This window comes from Microbacterium sp. 01T413_2 (assembly GCF_056398985.1).
Window position 1 is genome coordinate 101,249 of sequence record NZ_JBFTQL010000002.1, and the last position, 15,660, is coordinate 116,908.

14 protein-coding genes are annotated in these 15,660 nt (G+C 70.6%); 6 read left to right on the top strand and 8 right to left on the bottom strand.

Annotation, left to right across the window (positions count from 1 at the left end):
- Positions 1-75: 75 nt before the first annotated feature.
- Positions 76-285, top strand: a complete 210-nt coding sequence (locus tag AC1DMN_RS01750; protein WP_441976345.1) for a DUF6458 family protein — start codon at positions 76-78, stop codon at positions 283-285.
- 12 nt (positions 286-297) lie between these two features.
- Here AC1DMN_RS01750 and pgi read toward each other — a convergent pair whose 3' ends face one another.
- The 3 genes from pgi to AC1DMN_RS01765 form a co-directional block, all read right to left on the bottom strand.
- The gene (gene pgi / locus AC1DMN_RS01755; protein ID WP_441976344.1) at positions 298-1,977 is read right to left on the bottom strand and encodes a glucose-6-phosphate isomerase; all 1,680 of its coding nucleotides are present in this window, start codon (positions 1,975-1,977) and stop codon (positions 298-300) included.
- A gap of 104 nt (positions 1,978-2,081) precedes the next feature.
- Positions 2,082-2,462, bottom strand: a complete 381-nt coding sequence (locus tag AC1DMN_RS01760; RefSeq protein ID WP_477229479.1) for a VOC family protein — start codon at positions 2,460-2,462, stop codon at positions 2,082-2,084.
- A 122-nt stretch (positions 2,463-2,584) separates the two neighbouring features.
- Positions 2,585-4,075, bottom strand: a complete 1,491-nt coding sequence (locus tag AC1DMN_RS01765; protein WP_441976452.1) for an amino acid permease — start codon at positions 4,073-4,075, stop codon at positions 2,585-2,587.
- 199 nt (positions 4,076-4,274) lie between these two features.
- Between AC1DMN_RS01765 and AC1DMN_RS01770 the strand changes: the two genes are divergently transcribed.
- Genes AC1DMN_RS01770 through AC1DMN_RS01785 form a run of 4 tightly spaced genes read left to right on the top strand, consistent with a single transcriptional unit; the run spans position 4,275 to position 8,022 of the window.
- The gene (locus AC1DMN_RS01770; RefSeq protein ID WP_441976343.1) at positions 4,275-5,693 is read left to right on the top strand and encodes a DUF2252 domain-containing protein; all 1,419 of its coding nucleotides are present in this window, start codon (positions 4,275-4,277) and stop codon (positions 5,691-5,693) included.
- On the top strand, positions 5,690-6,619 hold the full coding sequence (locus AC1DMN_RS01775; RefSeq protein WP_440734668.1) for an aldo/keto reductase: 930 nt from the start codon (positions 5,690-5,692) through the stop codon (positions 6,617-6,619). Before AC1DMN_RS01770 ends, AC1DMN_RS01775 begins: the two co-directional genes overlap by 4 nt.
- 42 nt (positions 6,620-6,661) lie before the next feature.
- Complete coding sequence (locus tag AC1DMN_RS01780; protein WP_440734667.1) at positions 6,662-7,033, top strand: PLD nuclease N-terminal domain-containing protein; 372 nt, start codon at positions 6,662-6,664, stop codon at positions 7,031-7,033.
- Entirely contained in the window at positions 7,030-8,022 is a 993-nt protein-coding gene (locus AC1DMN_RS01785) for an epimerase (protein WP_441976342.1), read from the top strand. Before AC1DMN_RS01780 ends, AC1DMN_RS01785 begins: the two co-directional genes overlap by 4 nt.
- Positions 8,023-8,144: 122 nt before the next feature.
- Here AC1DMN_RS01785 and AC1DMN_RS01790 read toward each other — a convergent pair whose 3' ends face one another.
- The 4 genes from AC1DMN_RS01790 to AC1DMN_RS01805 all read right to left on the bottom strand — a co-directional run bounded on the left by AC1DMN_RS01790 (position 8,145) and on the right by AC1DMN_RS01805 (position 12,021).
- The gene (locus AC1DMN_RS01790; protein ID WP_477229478.1) at positions 8,145-9,134 is read right to left on the bottom strand and encodes an epimerase; all 990 of its coding nucleotides are present in this window, start codon (positions 9,132-9,134) and stop codon (positions 8,145-8,147) included.
- Positions 9,131-9,751 (bottom strand): DUF4166 domain-containing protein, encoded by a 621-nt coding sequence (locus tag AC1DMN_RS01795; protein WP_441976340.1) that lies wholly within the window; start codon positions 9,749-9,751, stop codon positions 9,131-9,133. The genes AC1DMN_RS01790 and AC1DMN_RS01795 overlap by 4 nt, the downstream gene beginning before the upstream one ends.
- A 274-nt stretch (positions 9,752-10,025) precedes the next feature.
- The gene (locus tag AC1DMN_RS01800) at positions 10,026-10,952 is read right to left on the bottom strand and encodes an NYN domain-containing protein (RefSeq protein ID WP_477229477.1); all 927 of its coding nucleotides are present in this window, start codon (positions 10,950-10,952) and stop codon (positions 10,026-10,028) included.
- Positions 10,953-10,983: 31 nt separating this feature from the next.
- Positions 10,984-12,021: a Gfo/Idh/MocA family protein gene (locus AC1DMN_RS01805; protein ID WP_477229476.1), complete on the bottom strand. Its 1,038-nt coding sequence runs from the start codon at positions 12,019-12,021 to the stop codon at positions 10,984-10,986.
- Between the two features lie 88 nt (positions 12,022-12,109).
- Here AC1DMN_RS01805 and AC1DMN_RS01810 point away from each other — a divergent pair, with 88 nt between their 5' ends.
- On the top strand, positions 12,110-12,985 hold the full coding sequence (locus tag AC1DMN_RS01810) for a sulfurtransferase (protein ID WP_477229475.1): 876 nt from the start codon (positions 12,110-12,112) through the stop codon (positions 12,983-12,985).
- 193 nt (positions 12,986-13,178) lie between these two features.
- On the opposite strand, the gene AC1DMN_RS01815 is transcribed toward AC1DMN_RS01810, so the two are convergent.
- Entirely contained in the window at positions 13,179-15,647 is a 2,469-nt protein-coding gene (locus AC1DMN_RS01815) for a CHAT domain-containing protein (protein ID WP_477229474.1), read from the bottom strand.
- Between the last annotated feature and the right edge of the window lie 13 nt (positions 15,648-15,660).

Below are 15,660 nucleotides of genomic sequence, written 5' to 3' on the forward strand. Positions count from 1 at the left end.
GCCCCATGGATCTCGGCGGGATCCGGCCTATTCTCACCCCGTACGGCATCCAGCTACCGAATGGAGGCACTCCTCATGGGCATCGGAACCGGCATCGTCCTCTTCGTGATCGGCGCGATCCTCGAGTTCGCACTCAATGTCCAGGTCTCGTGGATCGACCTGCACCTCGTCGGCTACATCCTGATGATCGCCGGTGCGGTCGTCTTTCTCCTCAGCCTGATCCTGCTGCTCGTGCGGCGCGGCCGCCGCACGGTGCCGCCGACGACCGACGAAGACCTGCTCTGAGCCGCTGAGGCGTCAGTCGCGGTGCTCCCGGTAGTAGGCGAGCAGCGCGCGGGTGGAGGGATCCTGCGCGGCGATCGCCTCCTGATCGCCCTCGATCGCTGGGGCGATCTGCAGGGCGAGCTGCTTGCCGAGCTCGACGCCCCACTGATCGAACGAGTTGATGCCCCAGATCGCGCCCTGCGTGAACGTGATGTGCTCGTAGAGGGCGATCAGCTGGCCGAGCACGGCCGGCGTCAGCGCAGGGGCGAAGATCGAGGTCGTCGGGCGGTTGCCGGGGAAGGTCCTCGCGGCGACGAGCGCGCCCGTCGTGCCCTCGGCCTCGACCTCCTCCGCGGTCTTGCCGAACGCGAGCGCCTTGGTCTGCGCGAGGAAGTTCGCGAGGAACAGGCCGTGCACGTCGCGGCCGTCATCGGCGAGCGGGTAGGCGGGGTTCGCGACGGCGATGAAGTCAGCCGGGATGAGACGCGTGCCCTGATGGATGAGCTGGTAGAAGGCGTGCTGCCCGTTCGTGCCCGGTTCACCCCAGAACACCTCACCGGTGTCGGTCGTCACCGGCGTGCCGTCCCAGCGCACCGACTTGCCATTGGACTCCATGGTGAGCTGCTGCAGATAGGCGGGGAAGCGGCTCAGCTGCTGCGCGTAGGGGAGCACCGCGTGCGACTGCGCGCCGAGGAAGTTCGAGTACCAGACGTTGAGCAGGCCCATCAGGACCGGCACGTTGCGCTCCAGGGGAGTGGTGCTCACGTGCTCGTCGACGGCATGGAAGCCGGCGAGCAGCTCACGGAACACGTCAGGGCCGAGCGAGATCGCGAGCGACAGGCCGATCGCGCTGTCCACGGAGTAGCGTCCGCCGACCCAGTCCCAGAAGCCGAACGCGTTGGCGGGGTCGATGCCGAATGCGGCGACCTTGTCCAGTGCCGTGGAGACGGCGACGAAGTGGTGCGCGACCGCGTCGCTGCGGGCCTCGTCGGTCGCGACGTCGACGCCGGCGGCGGCGAGGTGCTCCCAGAGCCAGTCGCGGGCGAGGCGCGCATTGGTGAGCGTCTCGAGAGTCGTGAAGGTCTTCGAGGCGACCACGAACAGCGTCGTCTCGGGATCCAGATCCGCGGTCTTCTGCGCGATGTCGGTCGGATCGATGTTGGAGACGAAGCGAGCCTGAACCCCGGCATCGGCGTAGGGCCTCAGCGCCTCGTAGACCATGACCGGGCCGAGATCGGATCCGCCGATACCGATGTTGACGACGTGCGTGACCTTCTTGCCGGTCACGCCCCGCCACTCGCCGGAGCGCACCCGGTCGGCGAAAGCACTCAGCGCGTCGAGCACCGCGTGCACGTCGTGGTCAACGTCCTGGCCATCGACGACGAGCGCGGGGGAGGCGTCCGCGGGACGCCGGAGCGCCGTGTGCAGCACGGCGCGGTCCTCGGTCGTGTTGATATGCTCACCGGCCAGCATCGCGGCGAAGCGCTCGGCGACGCCGGTCTGCTCGGCGAGCTGCACCAGGGCCGCACGGATCTCGGGCGTGATGAGGTTCTTCGACAGATCGACGCGGAGGTCCGCAAGGTCGAAGGTCAGACTCTCCACGCGCTCCGGGTCTGCGGCGAACCAGCCGCGCAGATCGGGAGAGAACGACTCCCGCAGCGCGGTGAGTGCGGTCCAGGCGGGCGTCGTGGTGGCGTCGATCGGGGAGCTCATGGAGCCCACGCTAGCGCGCCCGGGGCACGCCGTGCGGACGAAGTCGCGCCGCCCCCGCGTGACCCGGAGCGGGGCGCGCGCCGCGCCCCGCTCCGGGGCGGGGATCAGGCCTGAGCGCTGCGGTCCGGCAGCTCCTGCAGCGTCCAGCGGTTGCCGTCGGGATCGGCGAACGTGACGAAGCGGCCCCAGGCCTGCTCATCGACATCGGTCGCTTCTGCGCCCACACTGCGCAGATGCGCCAGAGCCTCGTCGGCGTTCGGCACGACGACCTGGATCGTGTTCTGCGTGCCCGGCTCGAGATCGACCCCGAGGTTGGTTCCGAACGCGATCGAGCAGGCGGATCCGGGAGGCGTCATCTGCACGAAGCGCAGCCCCTCGAACGGCGTCTGGTCATGATCGGCGTGGAAGCCGATGCGCTCGTAGAACTCCTTCGAACGATCGACGTCTGTGACCGGTACGAAGATGAGCTCGATCTTCCAGTCCATGCTGCACGCTCCTTTGAGAGGGAAACCGTAGCGGGGGGATCCGCCGTCGTTCCGACGCTACGCCGGGCGTCCGACATTCGGACTCGGCCGCGAGCCTGACGGCGGGCACCGTGAAGGCGCGGTCAGCTGTCGTCGCGCAGGGCCTCGGTCGCCTGGCGGTGCGGGAGCACGGAGTGCATGCCGGTGTAGCCCTCGCGCTCCTGGGCGGCTGCGAGGATCCCCTTGCGGGCGGCGAACCACCCCACGATGAGGGCCGGGACGATGACGATGAGGGAGAGCAGCACCCAGCGGCCGGTCTCGGTGAAGCCCATGGTCACGAGCACGAACAGCAGGAACGCGAGGGTGAGGTATCCGGTGTAGGGGGCGCCGAACATCCGGAATGACGATCGCTCGAGCAGGCCCTTCTTCGTCAGCGCGTGCAGGCGCAGCTGGCAGAGGATGATGGTGGCCCACCCGCCGATGATGCCGAGCGCAGAGACCTCGAGCACGATCTCGAAGGCCTGCGACGGCACCACCGCGTTCAGGACGACGCCCGCGAGCGTGATGACCGAGGTGAGCAGGATGCCGCCGTACGGCACGCCGTTGCGGCTCATCCGTGCCGTGAAGCGCGGCGCCGACCCGTTCACCGACATGGACCGCAGGATGCGGCCGGTCGAGTACAGCCCGGCGTTCAGGCTGGAGAGGGCGGCGGTGAGCACGACGAAGTTCATCACCGATCCGGCCACGGCGCCCGTCTCGGCGCCGCCGAGGTGGGTGAAGAAGGTCACGAACGGCGACTCCCCGGCCTTGTAGGTGTTGAACGGAAGCAGGAGCGAGAGCAGCAGGATCGAGCCGACGTAGAAGATCGCGATCCGGATCACGACGGTGTTGATCGCACGGGGCATGATCTTCGCAGGCTCGGCCGTCTCGCCCGCAGCCGTGCCGACGAGCTCGATCGAGGCGTACGCGAACACCACGCCGGAGATCGCGATGAGTGGGGCGAACAGGCCCATCGGGAAGACTCCGCCGTGCTCCGCGATGATCGAGAAGCCGGTGGGCCCGACATCGGTCGGGGCCTGCATGATGAGGATGACCGTCCCGATGATCAGGAACGCCACGAGCGCGACGACCTTGATCATCGCGAACCAGAACTCCATCTCGCCGAAGAGCTTCACGCTGACGAGGTTCAGCGACAGCACCACGACGAGCGCGACGAGTGCGATGAGCCACTGCGGCACGGCCTGCAGCGGGGGCCAGTAGTGCGCCCAGAACTTCACATAAAGCGCCGCCGCGGTCACGTCGACGATGGACGTCATGGCCCAGTTGAGGAAGTAGAGCCAGCCGCTCACGAAAGCGACCTTCTCGCCGTAGAACTCGCGGGCGTACGAAACGAAGGATCCGGAGGACGGACGATGCAGCACGAGCTCGCCGAGCGCGCGCAGGATGAGGAACGCGAAGAAGCCGCACACCGCGTAGACGATGATCAGCGCCGGCCCGCTCGAGGCCAGGCGCCCGCCCGCTCCCATGAACAGTCCGGTGCCGATGGCGCCGCCGATCGCGATCATCTGGATCTGACGGGGCTTGAGTGCCTTGTGGTAGCCCGCGTCCTCGCTGGAGAAGTCTTCGACCGCCATGAGGCGATCGCCGGTGAGCTCGCGCTCGTTCTCGAGGGCGTCCTCGGGATCGACCGCGTGGCCGGGGTTCTGATCGCTCATCTGCGATGCCTTTCCTCTGGGCCGCCCCGGGACGACAGCCGATCATCGTGCATCGGAGATCATGCCTCGGATCCGGTGCGCAGGGCAACGAACGAACCGGCGCGGGGGACAATGGGCCATGACCGAAACCAGCCTCGCCGGCGACACGATGCTCTCCCGGGCGGAAGGGCTGGCCGCGGGCAGAGCCGCTCGTGACCGCATGCCCCGCACCGCCCTGGCGACGATCACCACGACCGGACGCGACCCGCTCGGGATCCTCGATCGCCAGAACAGCACGCGGTTGCAGGATCTCGTGCCGCTGCGCACGGAGCGGATGGCCTCCGATCCGTTCGCGTTCTACCGGGGCACAGCCGCGATCATGGCCGCGGACTTCGCGCGCGAGCCGCACACGGGGATACTGGTGCCGTCCTGCGGCGACGCCCACATCGGCAACTTCGGCTTCTTCGCGTCTCCCCAGCGCACGCTGATGTTCGACCTGAACGACTTCGACGAGGCCGCGTGGGCGCCCTGGGAATGGGACCTCAAGCGGCTCGTCGCGAGCGTCGTGATCGGAGCACGCGAAAGCCGCGGACAGGCATTGGCGGACGATGCAGCGCGGCGATGCGTCCTCGCGTACGCGAGAGCGCTGCGCGCCGCCGTCGACGCGGATCCGCTGCAGCGGTACTTCGCCCATTTCGATGCCACCGCGGCAAGGGACGGACTCGACGTCGACTCGCAACAGACCCTGCAAAAGGCGATCGCCGCCGCCGAGAAGCGGACCGGGGCCCGCGCCGCACGCAAGCTGACGGTCCGCGGCGACGACGGCCACCTGCGGTTCGTCGAGCAGCCCCCGGTCATGACGCACGCCGATCCCGAGATCCGCGAGGTCAGCGACACCGCCTTCGAGCGGTACGCCGTCACCGCGAACATCGACATCCAGCTGCTGCTGCGCCAGTACCGGGTGCGCGACGTGGCGCGCCGTGTGGTCGGCGTGGGCAGCGTCGGCACGCGCTGCTTCCTCGCCGTGCTCGGCACCGCTGACGCCGAGCCGCTGCTTCTACAGGTGAAGCAGGCGGGGCGCAGCGTGCTCGAGGAGTACGGCGGGATCGAGCAGCCCGCCGACCTTCAGGAACGGATCCGCGAGAGCGGCGAAGGGGCACGCGTCGTCGGCGTGCAGCGTGTGCTGCAAGCCTTCTCGGATCCCTTCCTGGGGCACATCAAGGGTTCCCGTGATGACTACTACGTGCGTCAGTTCCACGACATGAAGGGCTCGATCGACACAGACGAGGTCGAGGACGAGGGGTATCGCGAGTACGCGGTGGCCTGCGCGATCACGCTCGCCCGCGCGCACGCGCAGGCGCCCGCGGCCGCACAGATCGCCGGATACGCGGGCAAGGGCGCCCAGCTCGCCGATATCCTGGTGAGCTGGGCCAACGCCTATGCCGAGTTGGCGGATGATGACTACCGGTCGTTCGTGGCACGGGCGGCCGAGCAGGGTGCGACGCACGCCGCATCGGACACAGCGCAGCACGCTGCGCGGGAGGAGAGCAGATCATGAAGCAGGTCCGATTCGGATCCGGATCCGCTCCGGCGGTCGTCGCCGGGATGATGCGCATCGACGGGCGCACCCACACTCAGATCCGTGAGCTGTACGACACCGCGCGAGCGAACGGGATCGACTTCTTCGATCATGCCGACATCTACGGCGGTGCGATGCACGTCTGTGAGGACCGTTTCGGCGCCGCACTCGGGCTGTCCGCTGCGGAACGCGACGAGATCACCCTGCAGACCAAGTGCGGCATCGTGCCCTCGGAGGGGATGTTCGACTTCTCCTACGAGCACATCATGGGACAGGTCGAGGGCTCCCTGAAGGCGCTGCGCACCGACCGCATCGACGTGCTGCTGCTGCACCGTCCCGACGCCCTCGTGGAGCCGGACGAGGTCGCGCGCGCCTTCGACGAGCTGCACACCTCCGGCAAGGTACGCTCCTTCGGCGTCTCCAACCACACGCCGCGGCAGATCGATCTGCTGAAGACCGCGGTGACGCAGCCGCTCATCGCCAACCAGCTGCAGCTGTCCATCACGCACGCGCCGATCATCGCGCAGCCGCTCGCGGCGAACATGGCCGGCCTGGATCAGAGCATCGTCCGCGACGGCGGCGGGATCGTGGAGTACTGCCGTATCGAGGGCATCACCATCCAGGCGTGGTCGCCCTACCAGGCGGGCTTCTTCACCGGAGTGTTCCTGGACAACCCGGCCTACCCGGAGCTCAACGCGGTGATCGACCGGATCGCGGCCGCGCACGGCGTCACGCCCACGGGCATCGCCACCTCGTGGATCACCCGGCACCCCGCCGGCATGCAGGTCGTGCTCGGCACCACCACGCCGTCGCGCGTGCAGGAGGCGGCGGAGGGCGCCGACGTCGAGCTCAGCCGCGCCGAGTGGTACGAACTGTTCCGCGCCGCCGGACACACCCTGCCGTAGGGGCTGGGCCGGAGCGCGTCCGCGATCTCTTAGGCTGTCGGCATGGGCCTGGTGTTCTCGATCCTCGTGCTGTTGCTGTTGATCGGCGCGCTCATCGACATCATCACGCGCCGCGACGACCAGGTGAAGCACCTGCCCAAGGTCTTCTGGATCATCCTCGTGATCATCGTGCCGCTCGCCGGATCCCTGATCTGGTTCCTGGTCGGTCGCGAATACGACGGGGAGGGGATCCGGCTGCCGCGTCCGCGCGAGCGCCGCTCCGGCCCGCCGGCGCCCGCCGCGCCGTCCCAGCCCCGCGACACACGCAGCACCGAGGAACAGATCGCCGACCTGGATCGCGAGATCGAGGAGTGGCGACTGCGCGCCGAGATCGAGAAGCGCAAGAAGCAGCAGGGCGAAAAGGGCACGGAATGAGCACCGCACCGCAGCGTCCCCGCGCCGTGATCGGCGGCGGCAGCGGCTATCTCGGCACCGCACTGCGCGACGCGCTGCGCGTGGATGGCTACGACGTGCGCACGATCGGGCGGGGTGCCGATGCCGATGCGCGCTGGGATGACGAGGACGGGATCCTCCGTCTGGTCGACGGCTCCGCGCTCGTGATCGGCCTGGCCGGCCGGCGCATCGACTGCCGCTACACCGACCGCAACCGTGACGAGATCCTGCGCTCGCGCGTACGCACCACGGCGGCCCTGCACCGCGCGATCTCGTCCGCCGCCAATCCACCGGCGGTGTGGATGAACGGCAGCTCCGCCACCGCCTACCGTTACTCGCTCGCCACGCCGCGGACGGAGGCGGATCCGCTCGAGGAGCGGGGCTTCTCGCCCGACGTCACCCGGGAGTGGGAGGCCGCGCTGTTCGCCGGCGAGCTTCCGGGAACCCGCCGGATCGCCCTGCGGACGTCGCTCGTGCTGGGCCGCGGTGCTCCGGTCATGACGATGCTGCTGCGCCTGGCTCGGCTGGGTCTCGGCGGACCGCAGTACGACGGCTGGTGGTTCCCGCATCGGCGTTACCGGGGGATCGGCCCGCATCCCTCCGAGCCCGCGCGGCCCGACTATGAGCACTCGCGGGGCCGGCAACGGCTGAGCTGGATGCACGAGCAGGACTTCGTGCAGGCGGTGCGATTCCTCCGCGACCACGACGAGATCACGGGGCCCGTGAACATGGCGTCGCCGAACGCCGTGACCAACATCGAGCTCATGCGCACGCTGCGCCGGGCCGTGCGCGCGCCGTTCGGACTGCCTGCGCCGCGCTTCGTGCTGGAGCCCGGGATGGCCGTGCTGCGCACCGAATCCGAGCTCATCCTGAAGAGCCGGTGGGTGCTGCCGCAGGTGCTCGAGGATGCCGGATACGTGTTCCGGTTCCCGGAGCTGGCCGGGGCTGTGCGTCAGATCCAGGGGCGCTGAGCCCGGCTGCTCGCGGCGCCAGGTCGAAGGACGCTGAGCCCGGCTGCTCGCTGGTCGCATATTGCGGCTTCGGCCCTCGGATGACGGCAATCTGCGACCACTGAGCGCGGCGCCAGGGGGCGTCAGGCGCGGGCGCGGGCGGCGGTCGTGAACGAAGCGCGCACGGCCTCGTCGAGGTCGGGGTGCGCGAACGCGTAGCCCGCGGCGAGGAGCTTCTCCGGCGCGACCCAGCGGCTCTTCAGGATCAGTTCGGTCTCGGTGCGGATCCCGATCGCGCCGAGCTCGAGCATCCAGCGCGGCTGCGGCAGCCCGAACGGCACGTCCAGGGCGCGGCGGATCGTCGCCATGAGCGTCCGGTTGTCGCCGGCCCCCGGGGACACCACGTTGACGGGGCCCTCCAGCTCGGGGTGAGCCTCGAGGAAGGCGATGATCCCCGCCACGTCGTCGAGGTGCGCCCAGCTGAATCGCTGCCGCCCTCCGCGGGTGCGGAACTCGTGTGCGGTGCCCGCCGCACGACGGGCGCGGCCGATCGGCCAGTGTCCGTCGTGCTGCGTGCCGCCGAGGCCCCGCCGGGTGAGGGTGCGCAGGGTGGCGAGCACGCCGCCGTCACCGAGCACGATCGCGGTGCGCAGCGCCACGCGGCGCGTTCCCGGCAGTTCGCCCGTGAACAGTGCGCGCTCCCACGCCCTCGCGACCTCGACGGAGAACCCGGTGCCGAGCTCTCCGGTCGATTCGGTCTGAGCCCGGTCCTCCGCATGCCGGTAGATCGTCGCCGTCGAGGAGTTCACCCACAACGGGGGCGGGGTCGCCGCACGTCCGATCGCGGTGCGCAGGGCGGCGGTCGTCTCCTCGCGCGAACGGAAGATCTCGGCACGGTTCGCCGCTGTGTAGCGGCAGTTCACGCTCTTGCCGGCGAGCCCGACCACGAGATCCGCGCCGTCGACGGCGGCATCGATCCCGGCCTGGTCTCCCCAGGTCAGGTCGGCGCCGTGACGGGAGATCGTGATGACCTCGCGTCCCGCGGCGCGCCAGCGCCGGGCGAGATCCTGGCCGATGAATCCCGTGGATCCGCCGAGCACCACCCGTCCGCGGCGGGTGTCCGCTCCGTTCATGCGTCCTCCTCGATCCGGTACTGGAACGTGCCGGCGTACTCGTGGATGCGGCCGAGCAGCGGCATGTCCACGGTCAGAGCGACCCGCTGCGCGCCGACCGCGTCGTCTGCGCTCTCCCGCAGTCGAATCCGCGGAGCGAGCCACTGCGGGAACCGGATCCGCACTCGTCCCAGTCGCAGGCCCACCCGAGTGCTCCGCAGTTCGAGGGCGCCGTCGGATGCCGTCACCTCGAAGACCGCGGCGACCACTCCACCCCGCCCCAGGCGATCCACGACCCGGCCGTGCGGCAGCGGGTGCACCTGATCGCGCATGGTCCAGGGGTCGGTGCGAAGGTGCAGCGTGCGCTCTGCGGATCGGCCCACTTCGTCGCGGTTGCGCACCGTGAACGGGACTGCCTGCGCCCAGCCGGCGTAGACCGCGCCGCCCCGCTGCAGCACCCGCAGCAGCGGGCCGAGCAGCGTCCGCAGGAGCGGGTTCCGGCAGCCGACCTGGTCGAAGACGCCGTCGCCGACGCCGACCCACCCCGCGGGGATCGGCTGGACGTACGCCTGCAGACGCGGATGCAGCGTGGTGATGCGGTCGCCGAGAGCGATCGCGTACGGGGATCCGATGGTCATGGGTTCAGATTATCGAACATGTTCAATTATGCAAACAGGGCTTCAGGAACAGAACTCTGGCCCTTCGGGAGGACAACTCTGGCCCTTCAGGTCGCAAAAACTGCTCTTCCAGACGCTCGGAACGAGCAGATATTGCGCCTAAACGAGCAGAGGTCGCGACGAGCAGGGGTCGCGACGAGAAGAGGTCGCGACGAGCGGGGTCGCGGCAAGCAGACGTTGCGACCTGAACGCCGAAGCGAGCGCGGCGAGCGGAGGGGATCGGTGGCGCTGAACCTCAGGCGTCCTTGAGGCGCACGAGGCGCTCGTGGCCGGACTCCTCGAGCTCGGCGATGTCGGCCCGCGACTTCACGAAGGCGTTGAACGAGCGGTAGCCGAGCGCCTTCTCGCTGAACGAGGGGTCCATGCGCCGCATCTGCGTCTTCACCGCCGAGCTGTGCAGCCATTCGTCGCCGTCGCTCTTGTCGTGCCCGAGGCGCAGCGCGCGCACGAGGGTCGCCGTGGCCTGCTCCTGATCGGACGTGCTGGGCACGTCCTTCTCGGTGGTCGCGCGGGACTGCTTGCGTGCGCTCTGGGTCTGCTTGGCGGCTGTCTTCTTCGGCGCCGCCTCTTCGGCCGGCGGTGCCGGCGTCACCGCGCGCTCGACGCCGGGAAGCGAGTCGTAGGCCTCGAACTCGTCGCAGGCCGCGGCGAGCGACTTGGCGGTGGAGCCGGCGACGCCGACGCCGATCACGTACCGGCCCAGGCGCTTGCACCGCTGTGCGAGCGGCACGTAGTCGCTGTCGCCGGCGACGATGACCACGTGGGTGAGATCGGGGAGGCGGAACATGTCCTCCACGGCGTCGACCGCCAGGCGGATGTCGGCGCCGTTCTTCGCGTAGGCCGCGGCTGGGAAGAGCTGCACGAGATCGACGGCCCGGGCCACCAGCTGCGACCGGTACTCGGCGTTGACCGGTGAAGACCAGTCGGCATATGCCCGCGTGAGCACCAGCGTGCCGAACGAGGAGGCGTAGTCGATGATCGCGCCGACGTCGATCATCGCGGCCTTGAGCCGCTCCGCGACCTCGGCGTCGGCCGGATTGTCCTGGATCCGCTGACGGTCCTTGCTGTACGCGTTGCGTCCGTGCACGCGGTCGTACCAGGAGATGACGATGTTGTCGAAGTCGAGATAGACGGCGACACGGGTGTCCTGCGGCTCGGCCATGGGGCTCCTTCGGTTCGGAGGTTCTCGGGTATCAGGCGGTCTCGCCCGGATACTGCACGCCGATCTGCCCGCGGATCTCATCGAGCAGACCCATGATCGCCACCGACTCCGCGACGGGCAGCAGATCGCTGTCCGGCGCCGAGCCGCGCTCGGCGGCCTCCGCGACGTAGCGCTCGGCGGCGAGCGCCTGGTACTGCATGCCGCGTCCGCCACCGCGACCATGAGCGGTGGTGCGACCGTCGAACTCCTCGAGCACGGTGCCATCGGCGGCGATCACCCGGAAGGTCGTGGGGGAGTACCAGACCCGGTCGATCTCGATGCGGGCCTGGGTGCCGAGCACGACGGCTGTGTTGGGGCCGGCCGCGCGCGACGAGGAGAGCGTCGTGGAGACGGCGCCTCCGGCGTGCGTCATGACGGTGGCGACCTCCGCGTCGGCGCCGGTCTCCACCAGGCGCCCCGTGGCCTGAACGGTCACCGGCGCGCCGAGGACGTCGTGCACGAACGAGATCGGGTAGATCCCGAGGTCCAGGAGCGCCCCGCCGCCCAGCTCGAGGGCGTTCAGGCGATGGGCCGGATCCGTCGGCAGCGACTGCGTGTGGTCGGCCGAGACCGCGCGGATCTCACCGAGCGTTCCGGCGGCGACGATCTCGCGCAGACGTGCCATGTGCGGCAGATACCGGGTCCACATGGCCTCCATGACGAGCAGACCCTTCTCACGACCGAGGTCGGCGAGATCCTGCGCCTCGGCGCGGTTGAGGGTGAACGCCTTCTCGACGAGCACGTGCTTGCCGTGCTCGAGAGCGAGACGGGCGTCGGCGTGGTGCATCGGATGCGGGGTGGCGACGTAGACGATGTCGACCTCGGGATCCGCCACGAGCGCCTCATAGGATCCGTGCGCCCGGGCGATGCCGAAGCGCGCGGCGAAGGCGGCGGCGGACTCCTGCGACCGGGATCCGACGGCGACGAGGTCGAGCCCCGCCGTACGCAGGTCGGCGGCGAAGGCGGCGGCGATGCCGCCCGTGGCGAGGATGCCCCAGCGAAGCGCTGGACGGGGGGAGTGGCCGGTCATGTCTCCAGCGTAGGGGGTATCGGATCGCCCGGCGGAGGCGCCGGGCGCCGCCCGTGCCGCTCACGAAGGAGGTTGGCATGATGGGACCATGGCAGACCTCATCACCGCCGCCGAACTCCGCGCCCTTCTCGAGAGGGAGCCGGTCGCCGACGACGGCGCCGATCCGCGGATCCTCGATGTGCGCTACCGCCTCGGCTTCGCGGACGGGCACGCGAACTACCTCGCGGGACACATCCCCGGCGCGGTGTTCGCCGACCTGGAGGCCGATCTCGCGGGTCACGGTGCGGCGTCGGAGGGCCGGCATCCGCTGCCCTCCGACGATGCGCTGGCGGAGGCGGCGCGACGGTGGGGTATTCGACAGGGGCAGACCATCGTGGTCTACGACGACTCCCGCTCGCTGCCCGCATCCCGCGCGTGGTGGGCCCTGCGCCGGGCGGGGATCGCGGACGTGCGCGTGCTCGACGGCGGTCTCGGAGCATGGCGCGAGGCCGGGGGAGAGATCGAGGAGGGCGAGATCATCCCGCGGCCGGGGGACGTCGTACTGAGCCGGCCCGGCACCGCGGACGTGCTCGACACCGATCAGATCGCAGGGTGGGGCGGAGTGCTGCTCGATGCGCGTGCTCCCGAGCGCTTCCGCGGCGAGACCGAGCCGATCGACCCCGTCGCCGGACACATCCCGGGCGCGCGCAACCTGCCGATCGCCGAGCTGCTCACCGCCGACGGGCGCTTCCGCAGCCCTGCCGAGATCGTGGCGGCGTTCGAGGCCGCGGGCGCCGGGGAAGAGGTGCCGATCGCGGCGTACTGCGGATCCGGCGTGACGGCGGCTCAGCTCGCTCTCGCCGGCGCGCTCATCGGCCGGGAGGTGATCGTGTACCCCGGATCCTGGAGCGCGTGGTCGAACAGTCCGGGCCGCCCGGTCGAGGTCGGACCCGTGCCGGCCGAGGAGGACCCGCTGGACGAGTGACCCGGCGAAGCACGCAGGAAGGGGTGCCGCCGGTCCCCTCGGCGGCACCCCTTCCCCTCGGATCGCTGTGCGTCAACCCGACTTCGCACATCCCCAGTTCACGGTGTCCCCAGTGGCCGACGCTCTTCGCAGTGGCCGCACCGTATCGATCCGCAGAAGAAGAGCACCCAGGGTGGCCGGTGATACATCGGGCTCAGAAGCCGCTGCCGTGCGTCTGGAAGGGGGAGACGACGCCCGTCTGCTCCGTCGCCCGTGCCAGTGCGTGCGCGGGGGCGAGCCCCGCGGCGAGTCCGGCGTGGACCGCGCCGAGAAGCTCGCACGCGTCGTCGTCGGCGACGATCACGGGCGACGCGATGACCGCGCGCGTGCCCGCATGCAGCCAGACCCTGGTCATGCCGATCGCCTCCCACCCCCAGCGCACGGACGATCGTCCGACCTCGCACGCCGACAGCACGACGGTGTCCGGGACCCGCCCCATCTGGTCGATGTCATAGCCGAAGAGGGCACCGTCGGCGAGCTCCAGGCCGGAGAACATGGGGTTGCCGTCGGCGTGGCGACCGTGCGCGGCGACGTGCAGTACGCTCACCCGCGTGGACAGCTCCGTCGTCGCGCCCACGGTCGCCGCGTCGGGACCGAGCACCTGCGCGCCCGGCCACGCGGTTGCGGCACGGGCGACCTCCTCGGCGCCCCGGACGACACGCGGACCGACCGCGAAACCGGCGCCCCGGAATGGCGCCTCACCGCGAGCACGCAGCCACTGCGTCGCCGAGTCGGTCAGGGTGAACACCCGGCCGCGCATCCCGGGCAGCATGCCCCAGGGGAGGCCGTTCAGGATCGCCGCCGCAGCCAGCGCGAGGCGCCGATCGCCCACGACTGGGAGCACCGGCGTCAGCAGCGTCTCCGACAGAATCATGAGCCGCTCGTCGAGCGCGCGTCGCACGACCGAGCCCATGGGACCGTCGCGGACGGTCGCTGCGACATCCAGATCGGCGCGCAGACCGGCCATCGCCCGTCGCGCCTCGGGCCAGCGGGGGACGTCGATCACCCGGGCGTCGTCGGCGGTCACGGCGATCGCGACCAGGCCGTCGCGCTGATACGCGTAGGCGACGAAGGCGCTGTCGTCATCGAGCGCCACCTGCAGCTCGTCGAGCGCGGCGCGCTCCCGACCTCCAGCCCGGCCGATCGAGGACCACTCGCGCTGCCGCACGCGCTCGCTCAGCTCGGCGGCGCGGGGCTGTGCGAGCCAGTCGCCGGACGCGGCCTCGGAACGGAGCATCCGCAGCTCGGCGAGATCCGCGGCCAACCCGGGGTCGGGCGGAGGGCGCAGCGGCACGGTCTGCTGGCTCAGGTGCCGGGCGCGCTCCGACCACTCGAACACCACCGCCGGCCGACGGGAGCGCACCGCTGCCTCCAGCCCGGCGTAGAGCAATCCCGTGCCGTGCATGACGAGGGCGGTGGCGAGATCCAGGCTGCCGAACGAGGCCTGCCACGCGGCGAGCTCGTCCAGGCCCGCCGCGGCGATCCGACGTGCGCCCGCGTCATCCCCGGCAGCGGCGGCCCGCGCCGCTCGCACCTCGTGGGCGAGCAGACGCACCTGCAGTCCCGCGCCCGGCGACACCCGTATCCGCGCCTGCGCAACCGGGACTGCGCTGCCGGTCTGCGCGTGGTGGCGCTGCCAGGCGAGCCGCAGTGACGACGCCTCGCCCCGAAGCCGGTGGTGCTGCAGCTGCGCCTCGACGCGGTCGACGCCGGCGTCGCTCGGAGCGCGCAGCCCGGTCGGCCGTCCTTCGGTCTCCACGGTCAGCAGCGCGCGCAGCCGCACGGCCTCGGCGCGCACCGCCCATGACTCGCTCCCCACGGCGCGGAACCGCCGTGCGGCCGCGGCGGAGATCGCCGCCGCCCGCTCCGGCTCATGACTCAGCAGGGAGCGGGCGAGATGGAACTCCGCCTCCGCGCGCGCCTGCCTCATCCGATGCGCTCCGAACACCCGGATCGCCCGTTCCAGCGTGCGCTCCGCATCGCGGGTGAGGCCGGCATCACGCAGCACCTCGGCCCGATCGCGATCGCAGATCGCCGCATTCACTGCCGACGCCGCGCTCAGCACCGCCTGCGCCTCGCCCATCTTCTCCAGCGCGGGCACCAGCTCGCCCGCGAGCAGTGCCGCGTAGCCGCGATTGTGCACGGCCATGGCACGCGAGATCTCGTCGCCCGTCGCCGCGTAGTCGAGCACCGCCCGATCGAGGTCGGCGATCGCCGGCGCCAACCGCCCTGCCTGCATGTGCGCCACGCTGCGATTGAGCAGCATCGGTCCGCGATGCTCCACCTCATCGCCGATGCCGGCGATGCTGCGATCCAGCAGCGTCACCGCTCGCGGCAGGTCGCCGCGTTCCAGGGCGACCAGGCCGAGCTGACCGTAGAGCATGGCCGCTGTCGTCACGGAGAGGCCGGGCAGGCGCAGCGCCTCGAGGCAGACGGCCTCGGCGGAGGCGCGATCTCCCTGGCGGATCGTGATCGCGGCGAGCGAGCCCGCGATCCTGGCCCGGAGATTGGGATCCTCGGTGCGCGCTCGCGCGCGCAGGAACTCGCGCCGCGCTGCAGCGTTCCGGCCGGCGTTCAGCTGCGCGCGGCCGCGCCGGTACAGCTCATCCGCCGTCAGCGTCACCCTCACAGCATGA

Bases quoted from the DNA above. Each gene is read 5' to 3' on its own strand.
- AC1DMN_RS01760 (WP_477229479.1), bottom strand. From the start codon at position 2,462: ATGGACTGGAAGATCGAGCTCATCTTCGTACCGGTCACAGACGTCGAT.
- AC1DMN_RS01765 (WP_441976452.1), bottom strand. From the start codon at position 4,075: ATGGCGGTCGAAGACTTCTCCAGCGAGGACGCGGGCTACCACAAGGCA.
- AC1DMN_RS01795 (WP_441976340.1), bottom strand. From the start codon at position 9,751: ATGACCATCGGATCCCCGTACGCGATCGCTCTCGGCGACCGCATCACC.
- pgi (WP_441976344.1), bottom strand. From the start codon at position 1,977: ATGAGCTCCCCGATCGACGCCACCACGACGCCCGCCTGGACCGCACTC.
- AC1DMN_RS01770 (WP_441976343.1), top strand. From the start codon at position 4,275: ATGACCGAAACCAGCCTCGCCGGCGACACGATGCTCTCCCGGGCGGAA.
- AC1DMN_RS01750 (WP_441976345.1), top strand. From the start codon at position 76: ATGGGCATCGGAACCGGCATCGTCCTCTTCGTGATCGGCGCGATCCTC.
- AC1DMN_RS01805 (WP_477229476.1), bottom strand. From the start codon at position 12,021: ATGACCGGCCACTCCCCCCGTCCAGCGCTTCGCTGGGGCATCCTCGCC.
- AC1DMN_RS01790 (WP_477229478.1), bottom strand. From the start codon at position 9,134: ATGAACGGAGCGGACACCCGCCGCGGACGGGTGGTGCTCGGCGGATCC.
- AC1DMN_RS01785 (WP_441976342.1), top strand. From the start codon at position 7,030: ATGAGCACCGCACCGCAGCGTCCCCGCGCCGTGATCGGCGGCGGCAGC.
- AC1DMN_RS01775 (WP_440734668.1), top strand. From the start codon at position 5,690: ATGAAGCAGGTCCGATTCGGATCCGGATCCGCTCCGGCGGTCGTCGCC.
- AC1DMN_RS01800 (WP_477229477.1), bottom strand. From the start codon at position 10,952: ATGGCCGAGCCGCAGGACACCCGTGTCGCCGTCTATCTCGACTTCGAC.
- AC1DMN_RS01780 (WP_440734667.1), top strand. From the start codon at position 6,662: ATGGGCCTGGTGTTCTCGATCCTCGTGCTGTTGCTGTTGATCGGCGCG.
- AC1DMN_RS01810 (WP_477229475.1), top strand. From the start codon at position 12,110: ATGGCAGACCTCATCACCGCCGCCGAACTCCGCGCCCTTCTCGAGAGG.